Below are 20287 nucleotides of genomic sequence, written 5' to 3' on the forward strand. Positions count from 1 at the left end.
TCACCTTTATCGCTATTTTTATGTAATACATGTAACGCGTAATACTAAAAACACACTTACAAATTAAAAGTAAGTGTGTTTTTAACATCTATTTAATCTTTACGTACGGCTTCATTTTTAATTTGAATATTTCCTCAACTGCCCTTTGATATCCACCAGCATTTCTAAGCGACTCTCCCACTTTACGACTATTTTCCTTAAACGTCACATCATCCATTACTTTCTTTACAGTCTCACGTAACAATTCAGAAGTTAACTCGTTACGATTAAGTGTTATGCCTGCCCCTACTTCAGTCAATCGTTTTGCAACGAATGGCTGATCTCCTGTTACCGGAATTACAACTAATGGAACACCGTAATATAACGCTTCACTCGAACTATTCATACCACCATGTGTCACGAATACATCAGCATGCTGTAAAACTTCTAATTGCGGGACATAATTATACAATTTAAAGTTTTTCGGGATATTTTCAAATTGACTTATATTTATCTTCTTGCCAACGACTAATACGACTGTCGCATCTACATCTTTAAACGCTTCAAAACATTTTTCATACAAAGCAGGTTGTTCATTAAAAACTGTTCCCATAGAAATGAAAATCACTTTTTTATTTTTTAAATCTTCGGTAGGAAAACTCCCCACTTCTTTTCGAGTAGCAATTGATGGACCTACAAATTTATACGATTCATCAAATACCTCTGAACGTGGCTGATATTTTTTTGAAGTATATACAATCGTAATATCACCAGGATGGTTCATAATATCATACATACTATTACATTTCATTCCATACTGCTTATTCCATCTTTCCATTCCCGCTAAACAAGATTGATATAATGGATCCATTTCATCTACTTGTCTCGATTCTTGCCCATCATGAAAATTAATGTACTGATTAACAGCAAACGTTGTACAGGATGAAACGCTTGGTAATTGTAAAATATTCGCTATAATACGTCCTACTGGAAAATGATTATCATATATTAAATAATCATATTTTTCCTCTTTTGTTTCTTCTACAATTTGAGTAACAATACGCTCTGATGCTTCAATCATATGAGATAGCATCGTCAAAGGGCTCCCACCTTCATTTACTCGTTCCATAATATTAATTTGAGAGAGAAAATTCTCAAACACTCGGAATTCCGCACCTGTTGCTTCAACCTTCTTTCTATAATCTTCAATACAATAAGAAACAACTGTTTCCCCTCGCTGAATTAACTCACTTACAATAGCTAAAGTCGGATTAATATGACCTTCCCCAGGGAAATTTATTACGAGTACATTTGCCATAACATTCTCTCCTATCCAATTAATATAACAAAATTAACAATTAATTATATTAATTAATTTAAGTCTATTATAAATGAATGCATTCTACTTCTTCATGCTTTTCTCTTCATTTTATTATTGAGAAATATTTTCTATAGTCTACATTATTGTGATTCACAATCTTATAAATGAATGCTTAATTTTACTTTTACTCTTCATAGATTTAAAGATACGAGTCTTACATTCAAGTATTACCACCATTATTTTTAGACAATTCATACAAAAATAGAGAAATATAATATTTTTAATGAGTTTTCACTATAAATGTAAGTATGCTGTCTATCTTTTTATCTTTATCCTCATAACACATCATCTGTTATATAATGAATTTATGGAATTTACAGAAAAAGGAGTCTTTTCATGTTACAACAACTATTCAATTCACCTATTCTATCCGTTCAAGCCTTGCACCCAGGTTATGAAGATCATGCAAGTGATGTTTTTCTCGTTCAAACAGAAGATACAGAAGTTATCGTTCGTGCTTCTAAAATGAATGAAGAACCAAATAATGATTTTTGGTGGGGATGTAAAAATCTATTTGGAATTGATCCAAGGAACGTCCATCATTTAGAAACTGTACATACATTGCTGCAAGAACATACGAATCTTCCTATCCCAACAATATTAGAAAAACATGTTTTAAATAGCCGTGAATTTGTGGTGGTCGAAAAGTTAGTAGGTAACACAGTTCAATCTTTTATCGAGCAACCAGATTCTATTTTATTCAGCCTAGGAAAAGGACTTGCAGAAATACATAAATTTAAAGCCGATTTCATAGGAAATCCGTCAGGCACGTTCCAAGTTCCACTAGATGAATTCCAATCACATATTTTAAACGTGAGTAAAGAGCTTGTGAATATGTTTTATTCCGATGATGAAAGCATAAAAAATGCATTCCCTACCTTTGAATCACAACTTTCTTCCCTGTCCGTACCAAAGGAATCTACACTCGTCTTAATTGATATGGATCCTACTCAATTTTTATCTGACGGTACAACTATTACGGGTTTAGTAGATAGTGAAGCTTACGCTGTTGCTCCGCGAGAACTTGATTTTATCGGACTAGAATATGTACTTACCGAAAAAGAAGCACATGCCTTTAAAAGTGGTTACGAAACAATTATGTCTATTCCTCACTTAGAAGAATATAGACAGCCTTATCGTTATTTATACCGACTGTTATCTGTGCAAGGTAATGTGGAATTAAAAAAATGGTTAAGTCACCCATCCTATTTTTAAATACGAATGAGAGGGAGTATACAATGGATATTCAGAAAAAGCGTTCTGTAACAGAAAGTGAAATACAGCAAATGAAGGATTTGGCTTATATTTGTGGGCAACAAGACAATCTTGATTACTCTTCAGATTTACATATCAACTTTTTAAAAAATCGAAATGAAGATTATATAAACGATTTTCTTCTTTATAACGGTACTCAATTAATTGGCGCTTTAAATATGTATGATTTCGAAAGACCAACAAAGCTTGAACTAATAGGCTTTGTACATCCTCATTTTAGAAAACAACGTTTCGGAACTATCCTTTTACAAACTGCAATGAAAGAAATACAAAATAGAGAGACAGATGAAGCTCTTCTTATTATTAATGGGGATTCTATTTCTGGGAATGAATTTGTAAAACATATGAAGTTACCATATTTATATAGTGAATATAGTATGGAGTGCAAAACAAACGAAATTCAAAAAACAACAGATAATAATATACAGCTTACTCTTGCAACTTCAGAATCACTTCTTGATCTTATTAAAATTTCTAGTAAAGCTTTTGGTGATTCAGTAGAAAATACGACTGCATGGTTACAAAAAATGATGAATTCATCTTCCCATCAAGTTTACAGTGCCCTTATTGCTGAAAAAGTGATAGGAACAATTACAGTTTCTAAACAAGAGCAATCTACTACACTATCAGGATTCGCCGTTCATCCTTCTTATCAAGGTAAAGGATACGGAAAAGATATTCTTTGTAATATAGTACATACCCTTATTACAGAAGGAGTTTCAACAATTGAATTAGACGTCGAAACGAAAAATATCCACGCTTTAAAACTATATACACAATGTGGTTTTGAAATTAAAACGAGGCATGACTATTATAATTTAATGAATATTTAGGTGAATATATATGCTAAAAAAACAATTTATTCTAATTATGATATTTTAGCAAACATCTATAATGAACATTGGGGACATTTTGTTGAATCCTCCTACCCAGCCTCGTTTTACAAGATGCTCTTCTCTACTCTCGTATATTAGATCTTTGTTACGGGACTGGTCATCTTACTAGGAAACTACTTGATAATAATTTTGTAGTAACTGGTATAGATGGTTCTACTTAAATGATTGAGTATGCACGTAAAAATGCACCAGATGCAACCTTTATCGTCGCTGACGCTCGCTATTTCAATATAAATGAGCAATTCCACTACGTCATCTCTGCCGGTGATAGTTTAATTTAGATGAACTAAAAAGTGTGTTTCACAAAGTTTACTCCGTATTACATAACGAGGGTATATTCGCATTTGATATGAATAAAAAAAATAAAAAAAACTGAATCGAAATGATTCAGTTTTTTCTTAATATATTTACAACTGCAGTTGTTTCGTCATTTTCTTTATAGACACGCGGAATTCTTCTATCTAGCATACATGTAACTTCATAGTTTATTGTACCTAACATATCCGCTATTTCTTCTACTGCGATATTTTCTTCACCTTGTTTACCGTAGAATACTACTTCGTCTCCTACTTGTACTGGCATCGCTTTTGAAACATCCAACATTAACTGATCCATACAAACACGGCCAATAACAGGTACTCGAACCCCGTTAATTAACGCATAGCCTTTATTAGATAATTGACGATTATAACCATCAGCATAACCAATTGGTACAGTCGCAATCCATTCTTCACCAGTTGTTACATACGTATTCCCATAACTTACACCACGATTCTTCTTCGCATGTTTAATATGAGCTACTTTTGATTTTAACGACAACGCAGGCTGTAAAGAAACGACTGAATGATCCACTTCTTTTGACGGATACATACCGTACACTCCTATTCCAACGCGTACCATATTTTGAAATGTGTTACTTAATTCCATTGATCCCGCACTATTTGAACTATGAATATATGGTATTTGAATTCCTAATTCTTTCGCTGTATTAACAGCTTTTTCAAATAAACTTGTTTGCATATTCGTATATGATTTATCGATTTCATCTGCCGTAGAGTAATGCGTAAATATCCCTACTACCTCTACATACTCCATACGGTTTAATTCTTCTAAAAATGGTTTAACTTCTTCTTCTTGTAAACCGATACGACTCATTCCTGTATCAATTTTCACTTGAATTTGTACTTTCTTTTGAAGACGGTTTGCAATTTCATTTATACCATGTAAATCTTCTACTCTATAAACAGTCATCATAACGTCATATTGAATTACATCTTCTACAGCCGCTACTGGTGTGTATCCTAAAATTAAAATCGGCACAGTAATTCCTGCTTCTCTTAATTCTATTGCTTCATCTACAAATGCAACTGCAAGTTGATGTATTCCTGCTTCAATTGCAGCTTTGGCAACTTCAACTGCCCCATGGCCATACCCATTCGCTTTTACAGCAGCCATCATCTTAATTTCTTCATCATTTACATGTTTTTTAAATTCTTTTACATTATGTTTTACAGCATTTAAGTCAATTTCTACAATTGTATCTCTTCCATATTTCAAACTCATTGGTCTAACTCCTAACTCAATAATTGCATTCCATTCTATTTCACGTTTCATATGAACTTTTACAATATAATACTTTTCATTATGCTAGTCAAACTACTAGAATTTTCGGAATTTTGAGTATGATATAATATCCTCAAGAAACTATTATATACGGAGACGAGGAGAATTACAATGTTTGTTCAATCTGCATTGCATCAACTAAAAGTTGCTATTGATACTTCTATTGATATGCTTAACCAATATAGTGAAAACGATTTAAAAATACAACCGATTCACTCAAAACGATCATTATTTGAAATGTGTGCACATCTTTCTCTTATTTGTCATGCTGATTTACTCATTTTAAATGGTATTCCAGAAAAAGAATTACATACCTTTTATATAGAACGTACCCCCCTAACAGTTGCTCACATGCAACAAACGATGATTGAAGGTTACAACCTTCTCTCTAAAACATTTCTTTCCTACTCCCAAATAGAATTAGCAGAAGTTATGACTGCCTATTGGGGTATTTCTTATTCGCGCTTTGAATGGTTACTTGAAATCGTTGCACACTTTTATCATCATCGTGGACAAATTCATATTTTATTATGCGAGCATATGAAAGATCCTCGCATTCCTTTATTTGAGTGATTTTCCACTCATTCATTAATTATAAATAGAGAAGCTACAAAACCAATAAAAAGTATCATTCCTAATTTTCCCTCCTAATTGACCTACAAGAGAAACTAAAGACGGAACGGATATAGCAATACCTATTACAAAACAGACACTCATCATTACAAGTAGAGATAGATACGAAACAAAGCCCATTGAACTTAGACTAAAAATAGCAATCAACAATCCTCCTTGAAGAACTTTCCTTACTTCAAACCTCTTTGTTAAACGACCTGCAAGTGGTGACAGCAACATACCAAACAGCCCTGTTAAGCGAAAATAAAGGATTTGTTCTGCAGTTAAATTGTAAGTAGGAGAGCTCAAATAATTCCCTAAAACAGTATACATATTAACAAAAGCCATTAATAAAACAGGATTTTTCACACTGACTAACTATTAGTTTTAAATAATGCGCAACTTCTTTAAGGCATAAGAAATTCCGCCTTCACTCGCCTTCGTTGTAACGAAATCAGCCCTTCTCTTCAACTCCTCTCCACCATTTCCCATCGCAACTCCTAATCCTACATACTGCAACATCTCAATATCATTTCCACCATCGCCAAAAGCAATGGCTTCTAATTTACTAATGTTTAAATGTTCCAATACTTTTTGAATTGCAGTTAGCTTCGATACTTTACTATCTTCCAATACATTTATAACGTAACCATGAAAACGCTCAAACGTAAGTGCTGGATATCTTTCAATGAATTTTTGAGCTTCTGTATCATCAGCATACAGACATATGCAATACATCTCATCTGATAAGTTTCTAACTTTGTCAGGATACTGCTCTAAATGTAAGGTTTCATTTAACGCTCGCATGACACGTTCATCTTTGGAAGCAATATTATTCATTGCAAATTCTTCTGTAAAGTAAGAAACACTGTGACCATGTAATTCAGCAAAATTTGAAATATCATGAACGATTTCGCTTGAAAGTACTGATTTATGTATAACTTCTTTCCCACATTTTATATGTGCACCATTTGCTGAAATAAACGTATTTATACCTAGTTCCTTAAATTGTGAGCATAAACTATATGGTCTTCCAGTTGTAACAACTACGTGAATTCCTTTATCTATTAATCTTTGTACCGCTTCTTTTGTACTTTCGTGCATGCTTCTATCAATCTCACTTAATAACGTACCGTCAACATCGAAAAATACAACTTTGTACATAAGTCTTTACATCCCGTCCAAATGATTCGTATCATTAATGAAATGCACCGTTTTTTGTTCACCCTCAATTTCAATTAAACTTATTCCCGTATCTCCCATTTTGAAATAGTAGTCCATTGAAATTGGCATTTTGAAAAATGCACGTAATAGACTATTAATTACGCCCCCATGGGCAACAATTGCAATTCGGTCATATGTATTCTCTGTCAAGATTTTAGAAAAGATTCCTTCTATTCTCATTCGAAACTCAATAAACGATTCCCCGTTTTCAAAACGATCATGAAGAAACTTTGGCTCTGGATATTTCTTTGCTTCTTCAAATGATAAGCCTGCTTGCACTCCATTATTAAACTCCATTAATTCCTCTTCTAATTGAATTGGACAACCAATTGCTTCTGCTAATGTTTCACCCGTTTCACGAGCGCGTTTTAATGTGCTTGCCCAAATGAAATCTGGTGCAAAATCTTTTTTCACTTTCTGTACAAGTCTTTGTACTTGTTGTCTCCCTTTGTCAGTTAACTCAAAATCAGCTCGACCTTCATGCACATGTAAAATATCAGCTTCTGATTCTCCGTGGCGTATTAGTAGTATTTGCATGTTTCTCTCTCCCTTTATTTAACATTAATAAAATTCCATTATATCACATTTTAAGATTCCAAAATAAAAAAGGAACGGTCTCCCGTCCCTCATCCATTCACTTTTTCCGCATCATTCCAATAATATTTACTAAACGCTTCTGTTAACACATCAATTGTGTTATATAATTCATCTAACGTATTATCAACACCACCAACTTCAATTAACATCGCATTTTTCGATAAATCTTGGTTATAAACGCCATTTCCATCTTTTTTATACTTTGGAAAAATCCCTCTACTTAATCCGTAATAGTTTTCATCTAAATAACTATTGATCGCTCTTGCAATTTTTTCATTTTCAGCACGGCCTTCATTTTCCATCCCAATTATAAAATATAATCTTGCATACGATTTTCCGTTAATTACTTTTGTTGTTACTTTCTTACGCTGATCGTCACGGTGTATATCAATTGGAAACGCAATTTTATTATTTTGTGCTAATGCTTCTTTTACATATTCATGAGACGCTTTATATGACTGATACCATACCCACTTTTTACTCGCTAATAAATCACCCATATTCGTTTTATCATGAACTACCGGAATTCCTTGTCCTTCAAGTTGCTCTTTCATACGTTTCCCTAGTAAAGACACATTTACATCTGGGCTAGATGGATCAGTTGCCCCTGGTAATAATGGAAAGAAGGATTCCCAGCTATGTGTATGATAAATATATACTGCACTTTCACCTTTTTTCGCTCCGTTCTTTTTCTGAACCGGATTATTCTTTTCCGCTTCTGTAACTTTATCTTTTGCTATTTCCCGTTCTTTCGTTACTTCTTCAATCGGTACACTAGATTCATTTGGGATATTTGTCAAGTTTGTCCCTTCCCCAGCTACGATAATATTAGAATAATACTTTGACATACCAGGTACTTCTTTACCGACGAATGTTCTTAAATCTTTAATTTTCAAATCTGTCGCGATAGAGAACATTAAATTCCCAACTGACTCTCTTTTATTCTTCTTAAAATAATCAAATCCGTAATAGCGATTCTCACTTTCTATCATTTGAACAAAACCTTGCATCGATACTTTTCCAAACCATTGATTTGCATAATTCGATTTCATTGTATGTAAAAATGACGTCAAAATCGACGCTATCATAATTACTATTAGCGCATATAAAAGGAGTAACGAAATCAGCTTCTTCCCATGTATTCGAGTTGCATACTTTTTCACTGCATCACCTTCTTTATACATGGATATGTACAACCTTTTCAGAATATACGCACAAAAAAAGAGAAATGGTATACCATTTCTCTTCCTCACTTTTATTGTTCTTTTCCTGTATCATTTGAAGGTAGTTTCTTCGCTTGTTTTTCTTTAAATATTTCTCCAATTGCCCCAAGAGTACCAAGTGTTTCAATTGCATTAGACGGAATAAAGACTTTATTTGCTGGTCCTTTTGCAACTTCAGCTAATGACTCAAATGATTTGTAAGCAAGTATACGCTCATCCAAATTCGCTTCACGAAGCAATTCAATACGATTTTGTTCTGCTTTTGCAATTTCTTCAATTGCTCGTGCTTCCCCTTGTGCTTCTAATTCTTTTGCTTCTTTTATACCTTCAGCTTCGCGAATACGTGCTTCTTTATCCCCTTCAGCCATCAAGATTTTACTTTGCTTTTCTCCTTCAGCGCGAAGAACTTTATCTTGTTTTGCTGCTTCAGCTTCTAAAATAATCGCACGTTTATTACGCTCAGCCTTCATTTGTTTTTCCATTGATGCTTGCACATCTTTTGGCGGGTTAATATCAACAACTTCGACACGTTCAATACGTACGCCCCATTTTTCTGTTGCTTCATCAAGCGCTAAGCGGATTTCTGTTGAAATTTTTTCACGACCAGATAACGTTTCATCCAGTTCCATTTTACCGATGATTTGACGCATCGTTGCTGAAGTAATATTACGAACACCATATTCATAGTTTGAAATACCATATGTCGCAAGTTCTGGTTCAACAATTTGATAGAAAATAATTGTATCAATTTCTACTTGAACATTATCTTTCGTAATTACCTTTTGCGGTGGTACATTCGTTTGTTGAATGCGTAAGTCATGATATACACGAACACGATCTACAATTGGTATTAAAATATTTAACCCTGGGTGCATTATACGTTGAAACTTACCAAATCTTTCAACAACCCCAACTTTTTGCTGAGGAATAATTTTAATTGTTAATGCGATAAATGTAACTACAATTAGTGCGAATATAATCGTTAACGTTAATGCTACCATATTTATTCACTCTCCTTTTTCACTTGTAATATAGTACTATGCCTCTTTATAACAACGACTTTTTCTCCAGCATCAATTGAAGAATCTGCAATAGCTGTCCAAGTATCTCCATCCACCTTCACAATACCATTCGCTTCATTTGTAATCGTTTGCATAACAATCCCTCTTTTACCAACAAGCATATCTACTGTATCAGTAAAACCTTTTGCTTCTCGAAAGTTTTTTGAAATTCTTTTCGTAAAGAATGTCAAAGTTAAACTTACAATTGCACCAACAGTAACTTGTAACAGTAGTGCATCAGGAGCAAACAAAGCAATAAGACCTCCGACAACAGCTCCAATTCCAAGCCAAAGCATGTAAAATGTAATCGACAACATTTCCGCGATAAATAAAATACCAGCTATTATAAACCAAATTACCCAAGCAGCCATATGCAACCCTCACTTTCTTTCTCATTTTCTATATGTATATGAAGAAAAGAATGGTTTATCCGCCCTTTCTTACACTTGGGCGTTCGCTACAAGCTATTGTACATATTCACTGTTACAATGATCATTAATATAATACTATATCAATATATTCTTCATTATACATGAAAATCCCTTTCAAAAATTGACAAAAAATTAAATTCTTTAAAAATTTTAATTTTTAAATCACAATTATTACAATTACTAAATACTATTTTTTATAGAGGTGATATTCTTATTGAGAAACCTGTCACTAATCTACTATTTAGGTTCCAAAATATGCATTACTCTCGCTGACATCGTATATGTAATGATTATTACAACTCATATTTATATAGCAACTAAATCAGCTACTATTACTGCTCTTTTTCCATTATTACAAGTTATCACAAATCTAATTGCTAACATCTCTGCACCACTTATGATAAATCGTTTTCCATCTTATACGCTGTTATATACGCTCCAATGGTTGAAAACAGTCTTTTTACTATTATTAATGATTTTGTTCCCGGTCTTATCCACAAACATTATAGCTCTATTAACTTTTATTTTTGTCATTTCATTATGTAGCGGGTGGAGTGCTCCATTATTATACGGTATTCTTCCGCGCCTTACACCGAAAGAAAAATTAGTAAAAGTAAATAGTATCTTTTCCTTTTCAACACAAATTGTGCAAGCCGTTGCTTATTCATTTACGAGTATTGTCGTTCTTCTCATTGGCGCTACTTCTACACTCATGATTAATAACATTTTAATGATTTTCGGATGCATTGCATTACATTTTTCATTACGTTCCATACATACTGAAAGAATAGCAGATTCTCCCTCTTCCAAAAGTACTGTTTTATTGGAAGGTTGGAAACTCCTATTTCAAAATCCTTCTCTCCGTACCGTTACATATATGGACTTAATCGAAACTTTCGCAGGAACAATATGGATTGGTGCTATTACGATGGCATACGTTACGACTATCCTTCATAAGGGCGAAGAATGGTGGGGATATATTAATACAAGTTATTATGTTGGCACGTTAATCGGTGGTCTATTAGCATGGAAAATGAGTTCCTATATTCAAAACAATTTAATACGATCTATGTCGATTGGCTCTCTTATATTTAGCATTCTTACATTTTTATATGGTATGACAAGCAGCGGATTTATTGCGCTTTTTCTATGTGTTCTAATGGGACCCTGTTATCAAATTAGAGATATTTCCCAAACGACTGTTTTACAATCAAGTGTCGCCCCTTCTTTATTATCAAAAATGTATACAGCACATGGCACACTTCTTTCAACAGCCTCTGGACTATCTATGCTTAGCATTGGCATTATTACTGATATGTTCGGTGTTCGTACAATTTATATCATCGCTTCTATTCTTATTTTATGTTCCGCTTGTTTATCTTTTAGTTTATTAAAATATCATAAGACAGAGCAGAACGATATTTCAATTTAATCACTAAAACAAAGAGGACAGGGATTCCTGTCCTCTTTGTTTATTCTATTCATGATAAGTGGGGGATTTTTCTATGCTTTGTCGCTTGTTCAAAAGCATAAGCTAATTTAATTAATATCCCTTCACTAAAGGCAGTGCTTGCAATGGTAATTCCAAAAGGCCTCCCGCTTTCCATATACCCTGCCGGTATTGCTATAGACGGATAACCCGCTTTCGCACATATAGTAGAACCTATATAGGAAGGAAACAGTATCGCATCAAGATTATATTTTTCCAATGCAAAATCAATGCCTTGTTCTTGAGAAAAATATATATCTTCTAATCTCGCATTTAAATATTCTGGATTTCGTAACGTATTAGGAAAATCTTTTCTTCCCTCTAACTTAGTTTGTCCATATTTTAAAGCTCTTTCTGCTATGTTTTTATTAAACTCCATTAACTCCGAAATAGAATGTACCGGGATAGTAGAAGGTAATTTAGTAAGATAGTTATCTAAACTATGCTTCAGCTCATAAAGCGGAACTCCCCAGCTCCATTCTCTATGAAAAGAAGGAATATCAATATTTTCTACTACTGTCGCTCCTTCATTACGTAATACTTGGATCGTTTCCTTAAACAAGATTTCATCATACTCACCATTTTCGTAATAATCTTTTGGTGCATCGTTAAACACACCAATCTTCGCTCCATTTAAACCATTTGCATCAAGGTAAGATGTATAATCCCGATATGCCCTACCGTCACTTTTGTGAGTAACTACATCTTTCTCATCCATTCCAGTTAAACTCCCTAGCAAAATAGCAGCATCGGTTACCGTTCTAGCAAATGGTCCAGCTGTATCTTGCGAATAAGTAAATGGAATAATTCCTCTACGACTAATTAAACCGACAGTCGGTTTAATACCTACTACAGAATTTTGAACAGCGGGGCTCAAAATAGAAGCATCGGTTTCTGTCCCAACAGATACTACTGTAAAGTTAGCAGCAACTGCTATTGCAGATCCTGTACTAGATCCGCCAACAAACATATGATCCTTGCCCGTTCCATATGGATTGATTGTTTGACCACCTCTTGCACTATATCCAGCCCTCATTTCAAAAGACATTGCATTTGCTAATTCTGTCATATTCGTTTTTCCTATTATCACTGCCCCTGCTTCTCGCAGTTTAGTAACGAGAAATGCATCTTCACTGCTTATATTTTGTTCTAGAGCTATTGTACCTGCACTTGTATGCATGAAGTCATTCGTTTCAATATTATCCTTAAGCAAAACAGGTATTCCATGCAATGGTCCCCTTACGCCGTTTGTCTTTCTTTCATAATCTAACGCTTCTGCAATAAAAATAGCATCTGGATTAATTTCTAAAATTGAATTGATTTTCGGCCCGTCTTGATCATACTTTGCGATTCTATAGAGATAATACATCACTAGCTCTTTTGAAGTTAGCTTTCCAGATTCCATTTCATTTTGAATATCTTGAATTGTTAATTCCTTTTTTAAGATTGGATTAAACTGAATTTCCATTTATATTCTCCCTTATATGAACTTTTTTAGCATATACCCCTTACTTTTTCAATTTTTCATCTCAACACATCCTAAATTAATATCCCTTTAAAGAAATTCAATATCCTTATTTAAACACCTTTAATTTCCCGAAAAATAAAAAAAGTCTGAAACGGATTAATCTTCGCTTCAGACTCTTACATTACTGTGCGTATACTTCATCTAATAAATGTAAAAACTCACCTTGTTTTCCAGCTAATTCAGGGCATTTTACAATATCAACCCATTCGTAGCAAAATACCAATCCTTTATCTTCCTCACCAGCACTTACAATATGTTCCCAAGTATCCTTTACATCTGTTAGTAAAGTTACATGGAAAAAGTGGCGTTTTTCATACTCCTGTTTTTCTTTCATATGTATAATGTAATCTGCTAAAAAACGCTCTATGCATAAATGACGCAATCCGGATTCTTCCTGTACTTCACGCAATATAGCAGCTTCTAACGTTTCACCTTCATCAACCGTTCCCCCTGGCACTTGAATACCAGCTTCATGTATATCACGATGTTTAAAAACAAGTAATTGCATAACCCCCTCTTGTTCTCTTGTAATATATGCATGTACTTTTTTCTTATATAACATCGTCATTGTACGTCTCTCCCCTCAATTGTTCACTCTGTTACTTCTTCAAGTGTCAGTTGATTATCATACAAATATGTAGCTTGTGGATTTCCCACATACCTTACGTGCCATGGTTCATACCGATAGCCCGTAATCGTTTCTTTCGCTTTTGTGTATCGAACCACAAAACCAAATTTATGGGCATTTTCAGAAAGCCACTGACCTTCTTTCGTTTCCCCAAAAACTGTCTCTAACTGAAATTTAGCAGATTGAGACGTAATATCCATAGCTAGTCCAGTTTGATGCTCACTTGTGCCAGGAACCGCGCTAGACATTGCTGTTTTTGCTTCCCCGTCTTGTTTTTTATACATCGTATTTAATGCTTTTTGTCGATCAAAAGATCTAAATCCAGAAACTGCAAAAAGAAAAATACGCTCGTTGTCAGCCTGCTGAAACATATCCTCAAGCGCCCTCGCTGCCTCTTTTCTCATCTTTTTCTTTTCTTGATCACCTTCACTAGAGTAGCGCACTTTCGGAATAACTAAATCTGGCGGTCTATACCCATCTGGTAAACGCCTACTTTTATTTACAAGTACAAGCATTGAATTCGGATTATTAATTACCGCAATATCCCCATCCATATTAGCAATCGTTTCTTTCGCTTTCGGAAATATGCTATTTACACTTACTTCCCGCGCCTGCTTATCCTTATACATTTTATAATTGATTCCTGCTACTCCAATAATAATTATTGCAGCTACAATACCAAGTAGTGCCCATCTTTTTTTCATATAACGACCTCTTATTTTAATAATTTGGCCATTTCATACTCATCGATGCCCTTTCCATCGATAATAAGAGCAGCTTTTTTGACACCTTCTTTCTCAAATCCAGCTTTTTTATATAGTGCCTGAGCTCTTGTATTGTGGGCCATTACTGTTAATTCTAAACGCCATACATCATGTAATTTTGCCCACTTCTCAACCTCTTTAAACAATCTCGTCCCAATACCTCGCCCGTTATACTCTTGCAAAATACCAATTACAATGGTTGCCACATGCCTCTTTCTTTGAATGTTATTTCCATTCACTAATATAAAACCTACTATCCTCTCATCTTCAACTGCTACAAATATTGTTGCATATTCATTTTCTATAAAGCGATGGATCATTTTTTCTTGTTGCTCAGCTGTAGTTTTTCTTTCTCCTGGTTCATATAACATAAACTTCGTTTCTTCATCTAATTGCTTACTTAATTGCAAAAATGATGATGCATCTTCTATTTCGATCTCCCTAATCACTTCAATCACCCTACCAGTTTCATAATAAAAAGTTTTCCTTATAAAAAGATTTTCTCTACTTTCCTGAAAATCCCTTTGTAAATCTCCTACTATAAATTGACAAATTTCGATATTACTATAACAACGACAAATTATGTCTATTCTGTGACGTCTCATCATTACAAAGAAAAAACGCAAGCATTACACTTACGTTTTTCCAAGATTGAAGTGAGCTAATAATTATCGATAGATGTCCTGGCTAATTCACGTTTCACTTTATCCATTCACTTTTTCTGCCTGCCAAAAATATTCACCAAATGCTTTAGCAAGTGCATCAATTGATCGATTCAATTCTTCCTCTGTATTATCTACACCGCCAACTTCTATTAATATCGCTTGTCCTGATAGGTCTTGATTATAGATTCCATTTCCTGTCTGAAACCCTTTTTGAATGACCCCACGGCTCACTCCTGGATATTTCTTATTAATCGCCTCATGTAAAGCTGTCGCTAATTGTAAGTTTTTTTCATAGTTTTTATTTCCTTTCCCTACTACAAATGCAAGCTTTGCATATGATTTATCTCCAATTGTTTTTGTCGTTACATTCTTTCGGGCACTATCACGATGCAAATCAAAAAAGTATTGAAGATCTTTATTTCCAGCCATAGCTTGCTGCACAATTTCTCGTGACATTTTATACGAACTATTACTGTTTAAACCTTTACTTATTAACTTTTGACCAACATCACTCTTATCGTTAGTAGCCCCAATCCCTTCACCTTCTAGTTGTTCACGGAAACGATCTCCTAATATAGAAATATTCGACACAGAACTCGTTGCTTTATTCGGATTCGGGTCATTCGTTAAGTTAAGTAAAGGTAAATAAGATTCCCAGCTATGTGTATGATAAATAAACGCAACTTGTCTCTTCCCAGTCGTTTGGGACGGCTGTTTTTTCTCTTTATTCGTATCTTGTTTAGGTGCTTGTCCAGTTCCACTAGTCCGTTCCTTCACTACTTCTTCAAGAGGAACACTCGACTCTATCGGTAAGTTAGAATAATTTGTACCCTCACCCGCAATAACAATTTCTGTATCGTACTTACCAAATCCCGGGAGCTCTTTCCCGACAAAACTGCGTACATCATTAAAGCGAATATTTGTAGCCATAGAAAAGAGAAAAGAAGAAATTGAAAAATCTTGATTCAAATTTCGATACTCCTGTGTAAAATAATGATTCTCTTTTCCAAGTACATACATGTAACCATTCATCGATAACTCATTTAACCAATTATATAAATACGTTGACTTTGTCTCTTTCATAGAGGTTACCATCAGACTAATAAGAAAAAAAGTCGCTAGCACTGTAGTAATAACAAATAAAACTAACTTACGCATATTTGTAAACTTCATAAAAAAAAAGCCCCGATTCATACTATCACCTCTCTATTTCAAGTTATGTACAAGCCCTAGAGAATAGACCGTTAAAATTTCGGCTATATTGTTAATGAGGTGAAATGAATTGAAGCTATTAATAGGAATATTACCAATCGCTCTATCATTCATTTTTTATTTGTCCGCTAAGCAACCAAAAATCTCTATTGTGCTACATATTTCTGCGTACTTGGCACTATATGTACTTGGTACAATTATTTCCATTAATATATACGATGTTTTAATACAAGATTTAGTTTTCATGACGAGCATTCATGGAATTTTACTGAATCCATTTTTCCTTATTGCAGGAGCGTATATAGGAACATACACTTTGTACCTACTTTTGTCTCACATTATTATGAAAATAAAAAATGGAGCGTAATGAAATGCAACCACCATTTATCTGTCATACATGCAAAAAAAGAATTGTGAGAAAGAAAGACCTTATTACAGCCACATGGTACTTCCGCTTTTATTTATTTCACAGTGATTGTTTTAAACGACAGCAAGTGTTTATCTCACGATTTCTCCCTGTGAATACACTTTTCAATTTCTTTCTTATTATATATGGACTTATTTTTGGCAGTATTCTTATGATTACAGAACCATCTATTATTTGGCTGACTTTCTTTTTTCCTATTTTTTATCGGTTTCTTTCTCATTATTATGTTGAACGTTTTTTCTCTACATAACGCGCAGACTGACCTCTCGGAATACTTAAACATTCCCACTCATTTTCTTTTAACATCTTCCCAATGTAAATAATCTGACCAATATGCAATGCATAATGAGAAATTTGCCTTTCAATTGCTTGCATGACAGTATGTGCTTCACCGCGAATGTATACCGTCTTCAATAAGTGTTCCGGCGTTAAAGTATTCATCATATTAAAAACATATTTCCATCCTTCTTGCCAAGCTATAAGGGTTTCTTCTTTTGAATGATAGCATCCTTCAAATTCACCATCTCGATTACGATCTGTTTTTTCACCATCAGACGTTAAAAAATCCGTCCATCTAGAACGCATATTACCGTGCAGATGCTTAATAATAATCGCTATACTATTTGTTTCTTCATGAGAAGACCATTGTATTTGTTCATATGATAATTGAGAAAGTGCCCGTTCCCCTTGTTTCTTTGTTGCTTTAAAGTTCGAAATCGCACATTGCAAATATTCTCGTCCGATATCCATATTAGCCCCTACCTTCACCCTAGCTAATTTTTGTTCCATTTGGCAATTCCATATTAGGCTGAAGTAACACAACATCATCAGCTTCAGGAACACCACCAAGCACAAGCACTTCTGATTTGAATCCAGCTACACGCTTTGGTGGAAAGTTTACAACAGCAACGATTTGTTGACCGATTAAATCTTCTGGAATATACCTTTTCGTAATTTGAGCACTTGACTGCTTTATCCCGATTTCTCCAAAATCTATTGCTAGTTTAATCGCTGGTACTCTCGCTTCTTTAAATTCCTCTGCATGTATTACAGTTCCAATTCTCAAATCCAAATTTAAAAAATCTTCAAAATTAGCCATTTATCATTCCCCCCAATTATTACTTAGACAAAATACAAAAATCCCCTTCAAAAAAAGAAAGGTGCCTAAGCACCTTTCTTTTGTAATTCACTTGATTCATTTGATTTATAGAAGAAGAAACCGAGAATCCCGCCAATACATGATGGAATTAACCATCCGATTCCTTCGTTATATAACGGTAACATTTGTAGTACATTAGAAATCGCGTCAATTTTAATTTTCGCACTTTCTAAACCGTTAAAGAAACTAATTAACAATGCACCTAAAATAGCTCCAATATAAATTGTATTACGCTTCCCAATCCACTTATGGAAATACGAAAGTACGATTAATACAATTGCAACTGGATAAATGATCATTAACACAGGTAATGTTACTGCGATTAATTGTGTTAAACCTAGGTTAGATACAATTAAACTAAATACACATACCATTGTTACAATCGTTTTATGCGAAAGTTTTGGGAATAAGTTTGTAAAGAAACCTGCACACGCAGATGTTAACCCAACAGAAGTTGTTAAACAAGCGAGTATAATAACAAGCCCTAATAAAATTTTACCACTCGTCCCATATAGCTCATTTACAACATTCGTTAAAATAAGGCCACCGTTTTCTGAGATACCAAGTGATGTACTTGTTGAACCAAGATAAGCAAGTGATAAATAAATTAACGTTAAACCAAGTACAGCAATAATACCTGATACTACTGTTATTTTTGCAATTTGACTACTCTCTTTTATCCCTTTAGAGCGGATAACTTGTACAACGACAATTCCGAATACAAGCGCGCTAATTGCATCCATCGTTAAATATCCTTGAATAAATCCACCAAAGAAAGCATTTTCTTTGTAAGCAGCTAACGGCGCAGCTGGCTCTCCAATTGGATCAATAATTGCCTTTCCGACAATAACAGCGACAATTAATACTAATAATGGTGTAAGAAACTTTCCGAACCAATCCACTAATTTAGATGGATTTAATGATAAATACCACGTTATTCCGAAGAAAACTATCGTGAAAAGAAATAGCATGTACCACTCTGAAACCATTGCCTCTGATAAAAACGGCTTCATACCCATTTCAAACGAAACAGCTCCAGTACGAGGAATCGCGAAAAATGGTCCAATTGCTAAATAACTAATCAATGGGAAAATAAACGCAAATATAGGGTGGACTCTAGAAGATAGCGCTTTCAAGTCCCCCTCTACAAACGCGACAGCTGTTACAGCTAGTAGGGGTAATCCGACTCCCGTTACAAGGAATCCTATTGTAGCAATCCAAACATTCTCTCCTGCTTGTTGACCTAAAACTGGCGGAAAAATTAAATTTCCTGCTCCTAAAAATAATGCAAATAGCATTAAACCAATTGCTACCGTATCACCTGGCCTTAAACGTCCCTTCATGCTCTTCATTTGCATAGCACTTTTTCATTGTTTATCTCTATATTTTACAATATGCTATGCATCCTCCTCTCTGCTCAAGATGATAAAATATGCCCCTTACAAAGCAGTGTCTTTCTCCATAATTTCTCCATTCCCCTTATTTTTACTCTAATCATTAATACAATTATTATTTTGAATTTTGATTTTTTTGAATTTTTAAATCATTAGAGTGTTATTACGTGGAGTGTAGATGTCAGACCTCTTTGTTTTTATCACACATATAGTAACATATTTAGTTGCAAAATAAAAACATATTTTCAAATTGATTTTTTTGAAAATCGAAATTATCTACATTTTTTATTCTCTTACACAAATATTGTTACAATCTCACCTATTATTCAATTGTTATTTTCAAATAACTTTATACACGTAACATACAAAAGCCATCTAATATATGAAGTGCACCCCAATTGTTAGACACAGTCTAACAATTGGAGGTGCATTTTTTATGGCTAAATTTTCTTCAAAAGAAAAAATCCAAGCGGTGAAACGATATTTAGATGGTACAGAAAGTGGAAAAATAATTGCTAAATCTATAGGAGTTAACCCTAGCGTACTTCGTGAGTGGATTAGACGATATGAGTCTTCAGGTGAAAAGGCCTTTGAAAAGTGCTATACATTCTACCCAGCCCAGTATAAACTAGATGTACTTTATTATATGAATGAACACGGGACATCTATCAGAGAAACAGCGGCACTTTTCAATATACCGTCTTATGAAACACTTCGGA

23 protein-coding genes and 1 pseudogene are annotated in these 20287 nt (G+C 34.1%); 8 read left to right on the top strand and 16 right to left on the bottom strand.

The window, feature by feature from the left end:
- Positions 1–88 precede the first annotated feature (88 nt).
- Entirely contained in the window at positions 89–1297 is a 1209-nt protein-coding gene (locus tag ACUN13_RS14030; protein ID WP_025688747.1) for a macrolide family glycosyltransferase, read from the bottom strand.
- Positions 1298–1696: 399 nt separating this feature from the next.
- Between ACUN13_RS14030 and ACUN13_RS14035 the strand changes: the two genes are divergently transcribed.
- The 3 genes and pseudogenes from ACUN13_RS14035 to ACUN13_RS14045 form a co-directional block, all read left to right on the top strand.
- On the top strand, positions 1697–2575 hold the full coding sequence (locus ACUN13_RS14035; RefSeq protein ID WP_000941374.1) for a nitrate reductase: 879 nt from the start codon (positions 1697–1699) through the stop codon (positions 2573–2575).
- A gap of 23 nt (positions 2576–2598) precedes the next feature.
- Positions 2599–3468: a GNAT family N-acetyltransferase gene (locus ACUN13_RS14040; protein ID WP_000354421.1), complete on the top strand. Its 870-nt coding sequence runs from the start codon at positions 2599–2601 to the stop codon at positions 3466–3468.
- A 6-nt stretch (positions 3469–3474) separates the two neighbouring features.
- A pseudogene (locus tag ACUN13_RS14045) lies at positions 3475–3886 on the top strand (class I SAM-dependent methyltransferase); the annotation flags it as partial.
- Positions 3887–3918: 32 nt separating this feature from the next.
- Here ACUN13_RS14045 and alr read toward each other — a convergent pair.
- Positions 3919–5094: an alanine racemase gene (alr, locus tag ACUN13_RS14050; RefSeq protein ID WP_002182683.1), complete on the bottom strand. Its 1176-nt coding sequence runs from the start codon at positions 5092–5094 to the stop codon at positions 3919–3921.
- A 171-nt stretch (positions 5095–5265) separates the two neighbouring features.
- On the opposite strand from alr, the gene ACUN13_RS14055 reads away from it, so the two are divergent.
- Positions 5266–5727: a DinB family protein gene (locus tag ACUN13_RS14055; RefSeq protein WP_025687741.1), complete on the top strand. Its 462-nt coding sequence runs from the start codon at positions 5266–5268 to the stop codon at positions 5725–5727.
- 15 nt (positions 5728–5742) lie between these two features.
- On the opposite strand, the gene ACUN13_RS14060 is transcribed toward ACUN13_RS14055, so the two are convergent.
- The 6 genes from ACUN13_RS14060 to ACUN13_RS14085 all read right to left on the bottom strand — a co-directional run bounded on the left by ACUN13_RS14060 (position 5743) and on the right by ACUN13_RS14085 (position 10242).
- Entirely contained in the window at positions 5743–6114 is a 372-nt protein-coding gene (locus ACUN13_RS14060) for a multidrug transporter (protein ID WP_002183492.1), read from the bottom strand.
- A gap of 39 nt (positions 6115–6153) precedes the next feature.
- A complete protein-coding gene (locus tag ACUN13_RS14065) occupies positions 6154–6930 on the bottom strand; it encodes a Cof-type HAD-IIB family hydrolase (protein ID WP_025687739.1) in 777 nt (258 codons plus the stop codon).
- 6 nt (positions 6931–6936) lie between these two features.
- On the bottom strand, positions 6937–7527 hold the full coding sequence (locus ACUN13_RS14070; RefSeq protein ID WP_001166435.1) for a histidine phosphatase family protein: 591 nt from the start codon (positions 7525–7527) through the stop codon (positions 6937–6939).
- Positions 7528–7616: 89 nt separating this feature from the next.
- Positions 7617–8771 (bottom strand): stage II sporulation protein P, encoded by a 1155-nt coding sequence (spoIIP, locus tag ACUN13_RS14075; protein ID WP_002025676.1) that lies wholly within the window; start codon positions 8769–8771, stop codon positions 7617–7619.
- 71 nt (positions 8772–8842) lie between these two features.
- Entirely contained in the window at positions 8843–9811 is a 969-nt protein-coding gene (locus ACUN13_RS14080; RefSeq protein ID WP_000226252.1) for an SPFH domain-containing protein, read from the bottom strand.
- A gap of 2 nt (positions 9812–9813) precedes the next feature.
- Positions 9814–10242: an NfeD family protein gene (locus tag ACUN13_RS14085; RefSeq protein ID WP_025687738.1), complete on the bottom strand. Its 429-nt coding sequence runs from the start codon at positions 10240–10242 to the stop codon at positions 9814–9816.
- A 274-nt stretch (positions 10243–10516) separates the two neighbouring features.
- Here ACUN13_RS14085 and ACUN13_RS14090 point away from each other — a divergent pair, with 274 nt between their 5' ends.
- Positions 10517–11734 carry an MFS transporter gene (locus tag ACUN13_RS14090; protein WP_025687895.1) on the top strand — a complete coding sequence of 406 codons (1218 nt, stop codon included), beginning with the start codon at positions 10517–10519 and terminating at the stop codon, positions 11732–11734.
- A 49-nt stretch (positions 11735–11783) separates the two neighbouring features.
- Here ACUN13_RS14090 and ACUN13_RS14095 read toward each other — a convergent pair whose 3' ends face one another.
- The 5 genes from ACUN13_RS14095 to spoIIP (ACUN13_RS14115) all read right to left on the bottom strand — a co-directional run bounded on the left by ACUN13_RS14095 (position 11784) and on the right by spoIIP (ACUN13_RS14115) (position 16570).
- A complete protein-coding gene (locus ACUN13_RS14095) occupies positions 11784–13259 on the bottom strand; it encodes an amidase family protein (protein WP_445423851.1) in 1476 nt (491 codons plus the stop codon).
- 181 nt (positions 13260–13440) lie between these two features.
- A complete protein-coding gene (locus tag ACUN13_RS14100) occupies positions 13441–13887 on the bottom strand; it encodes an NUDIX hydrolase (protein WP_025687893.1) in 447 nt (148 codons plus the stop codon).
- Positions 13888–13910: 23 nt separating this feature from the next.
- Positions 13911–14651 carry a M15 family metallopeptidase gene (locus ACUN13_RS14105; RefSeq protein WP_000747647.1) on the bottom strand — a complete coding sequence of 247 codons (741 nt, stop codon included), beginning with the start codon at positions 14649–14651 and terminating at the stop codon, positions 13911–13913.
- Between the two features lie 11 nt (positions 14652–14662).
- Positions 14663–15160: a GNAT family N-acetyltransferase gene (locus ACUN13_RS14110; protein ID WP_000617576.1), complete on the bottom strand. Its 498-nt coding sequence runs from the start codon at positions 15158–15160 to the stop codon at positions 14663–14665.
- A gap of 255 nt (positions 15161–15415) precedes the next feature.
- Positions 15416–16570, bottom strand: a complete 1155-nt coding sequence (gene spoIIP, locus ACUN13_RS14115; RefSeq protein ID WP_001079278.1) for a stage II sporulation protein P — start codon at positions 16568–16570, stop codon at positions 15416–15418.
- An 88-nt stretch (positions 16571–16658) separates the two neighbouring features.
- On the opposite strand from spoIIP (ACUN13_RS14115), the gene ACUN13_RS14120 reads away from it, so the two are divergent.
- Together ACUN13_RS14120 and ACUN13_RS14125 are read left to right on the top strand one after the other, a co-directional pair.
- Positions 16659–16955 carry a hypothetical protein gene (locus tag ACUN13_RS14120; protein WP_000770738.1) on the top strand — a complete coding sequence of 99 codons (297 nt, stop codon included), beginning with the start codon at positions 16659–16661 and terminating at the stop codon, positions 16953–16955.
- A gap of 4 nt (positions 16956–16959) precedes the next feature.
- Positions 16960–17265, top strand: coding sequence for a permease (locus ACUN13_RS14125; RefSeq protein WP_257116005.1), 306 nt, complete (start codon positions 16960–16962; stop codon positions 17263–17265).
- Here ACUN13_RS14125 and ACUN13_RS14130 read toward each other — a convergent pair.
- The 3 genes from ACUN13_RS14130 to brnQ4 form a co-directional block, all read right to left on the bottom strand.
- A complete protein-coding gene (locus ACUN13_RS14130; protein ID WP_025687892.1) occupies positions 17238–17804 on the bottom strand; it encodes a DUF1572 family protein in 567 nt (188 codons plus the stop codon). The two genes, ACUN13_RS14125 and ACUN13_RS14130, sit on opposite strands and share 28 nt — an antisense overlap.
- Positions 17785–18114 carry a chaperone CsaA gene (gene csaA, locus ACUN13_RS14135; RefSeq protein WP_001263013.1) on the bottom strand — a complete coding sequence of 110 codons (330 nt, stop codon included), beginning with the start codon at positions 18112–18114 and terminating at the stop codon, positions 17785–17787. The genes ACUN13_RS14130 and csaA overlap by 20 nt, the downstream gene beginning before the upstream one ends.
- 65 nt (positions 18115–18179) lie before the next feature.
- Positions 18180–19517 (bottom strand): branched-chain amino acid transport system II carrier protein BrnQ4, encoded by a 1338-nt coding sequence (brnQ4, locus tag ACUN13_RS14140; RefSeq protein ID WP_011110049.1) that lies wholly within the window; start codon positions 19515–19517, stop codon positions 18180–18182.
- A 487-nt stretch (positions 19518–20004) separates the two neighbouring features.
- On the opposite strand from brnQ4, the gene ACUN13_RS14145 reads away from it, so the two are divergent.
- Positions 20005–20287 (top strand): transposase (locus ACUN13_RS14145; RefSeq protein WP_445423852.1); only part of this gene is annotated, 283 nt, incomplete at its 3' end.

It is taken from the genome of Bacillus cereus group sp. Bce041, assembly GCF_052646455.1.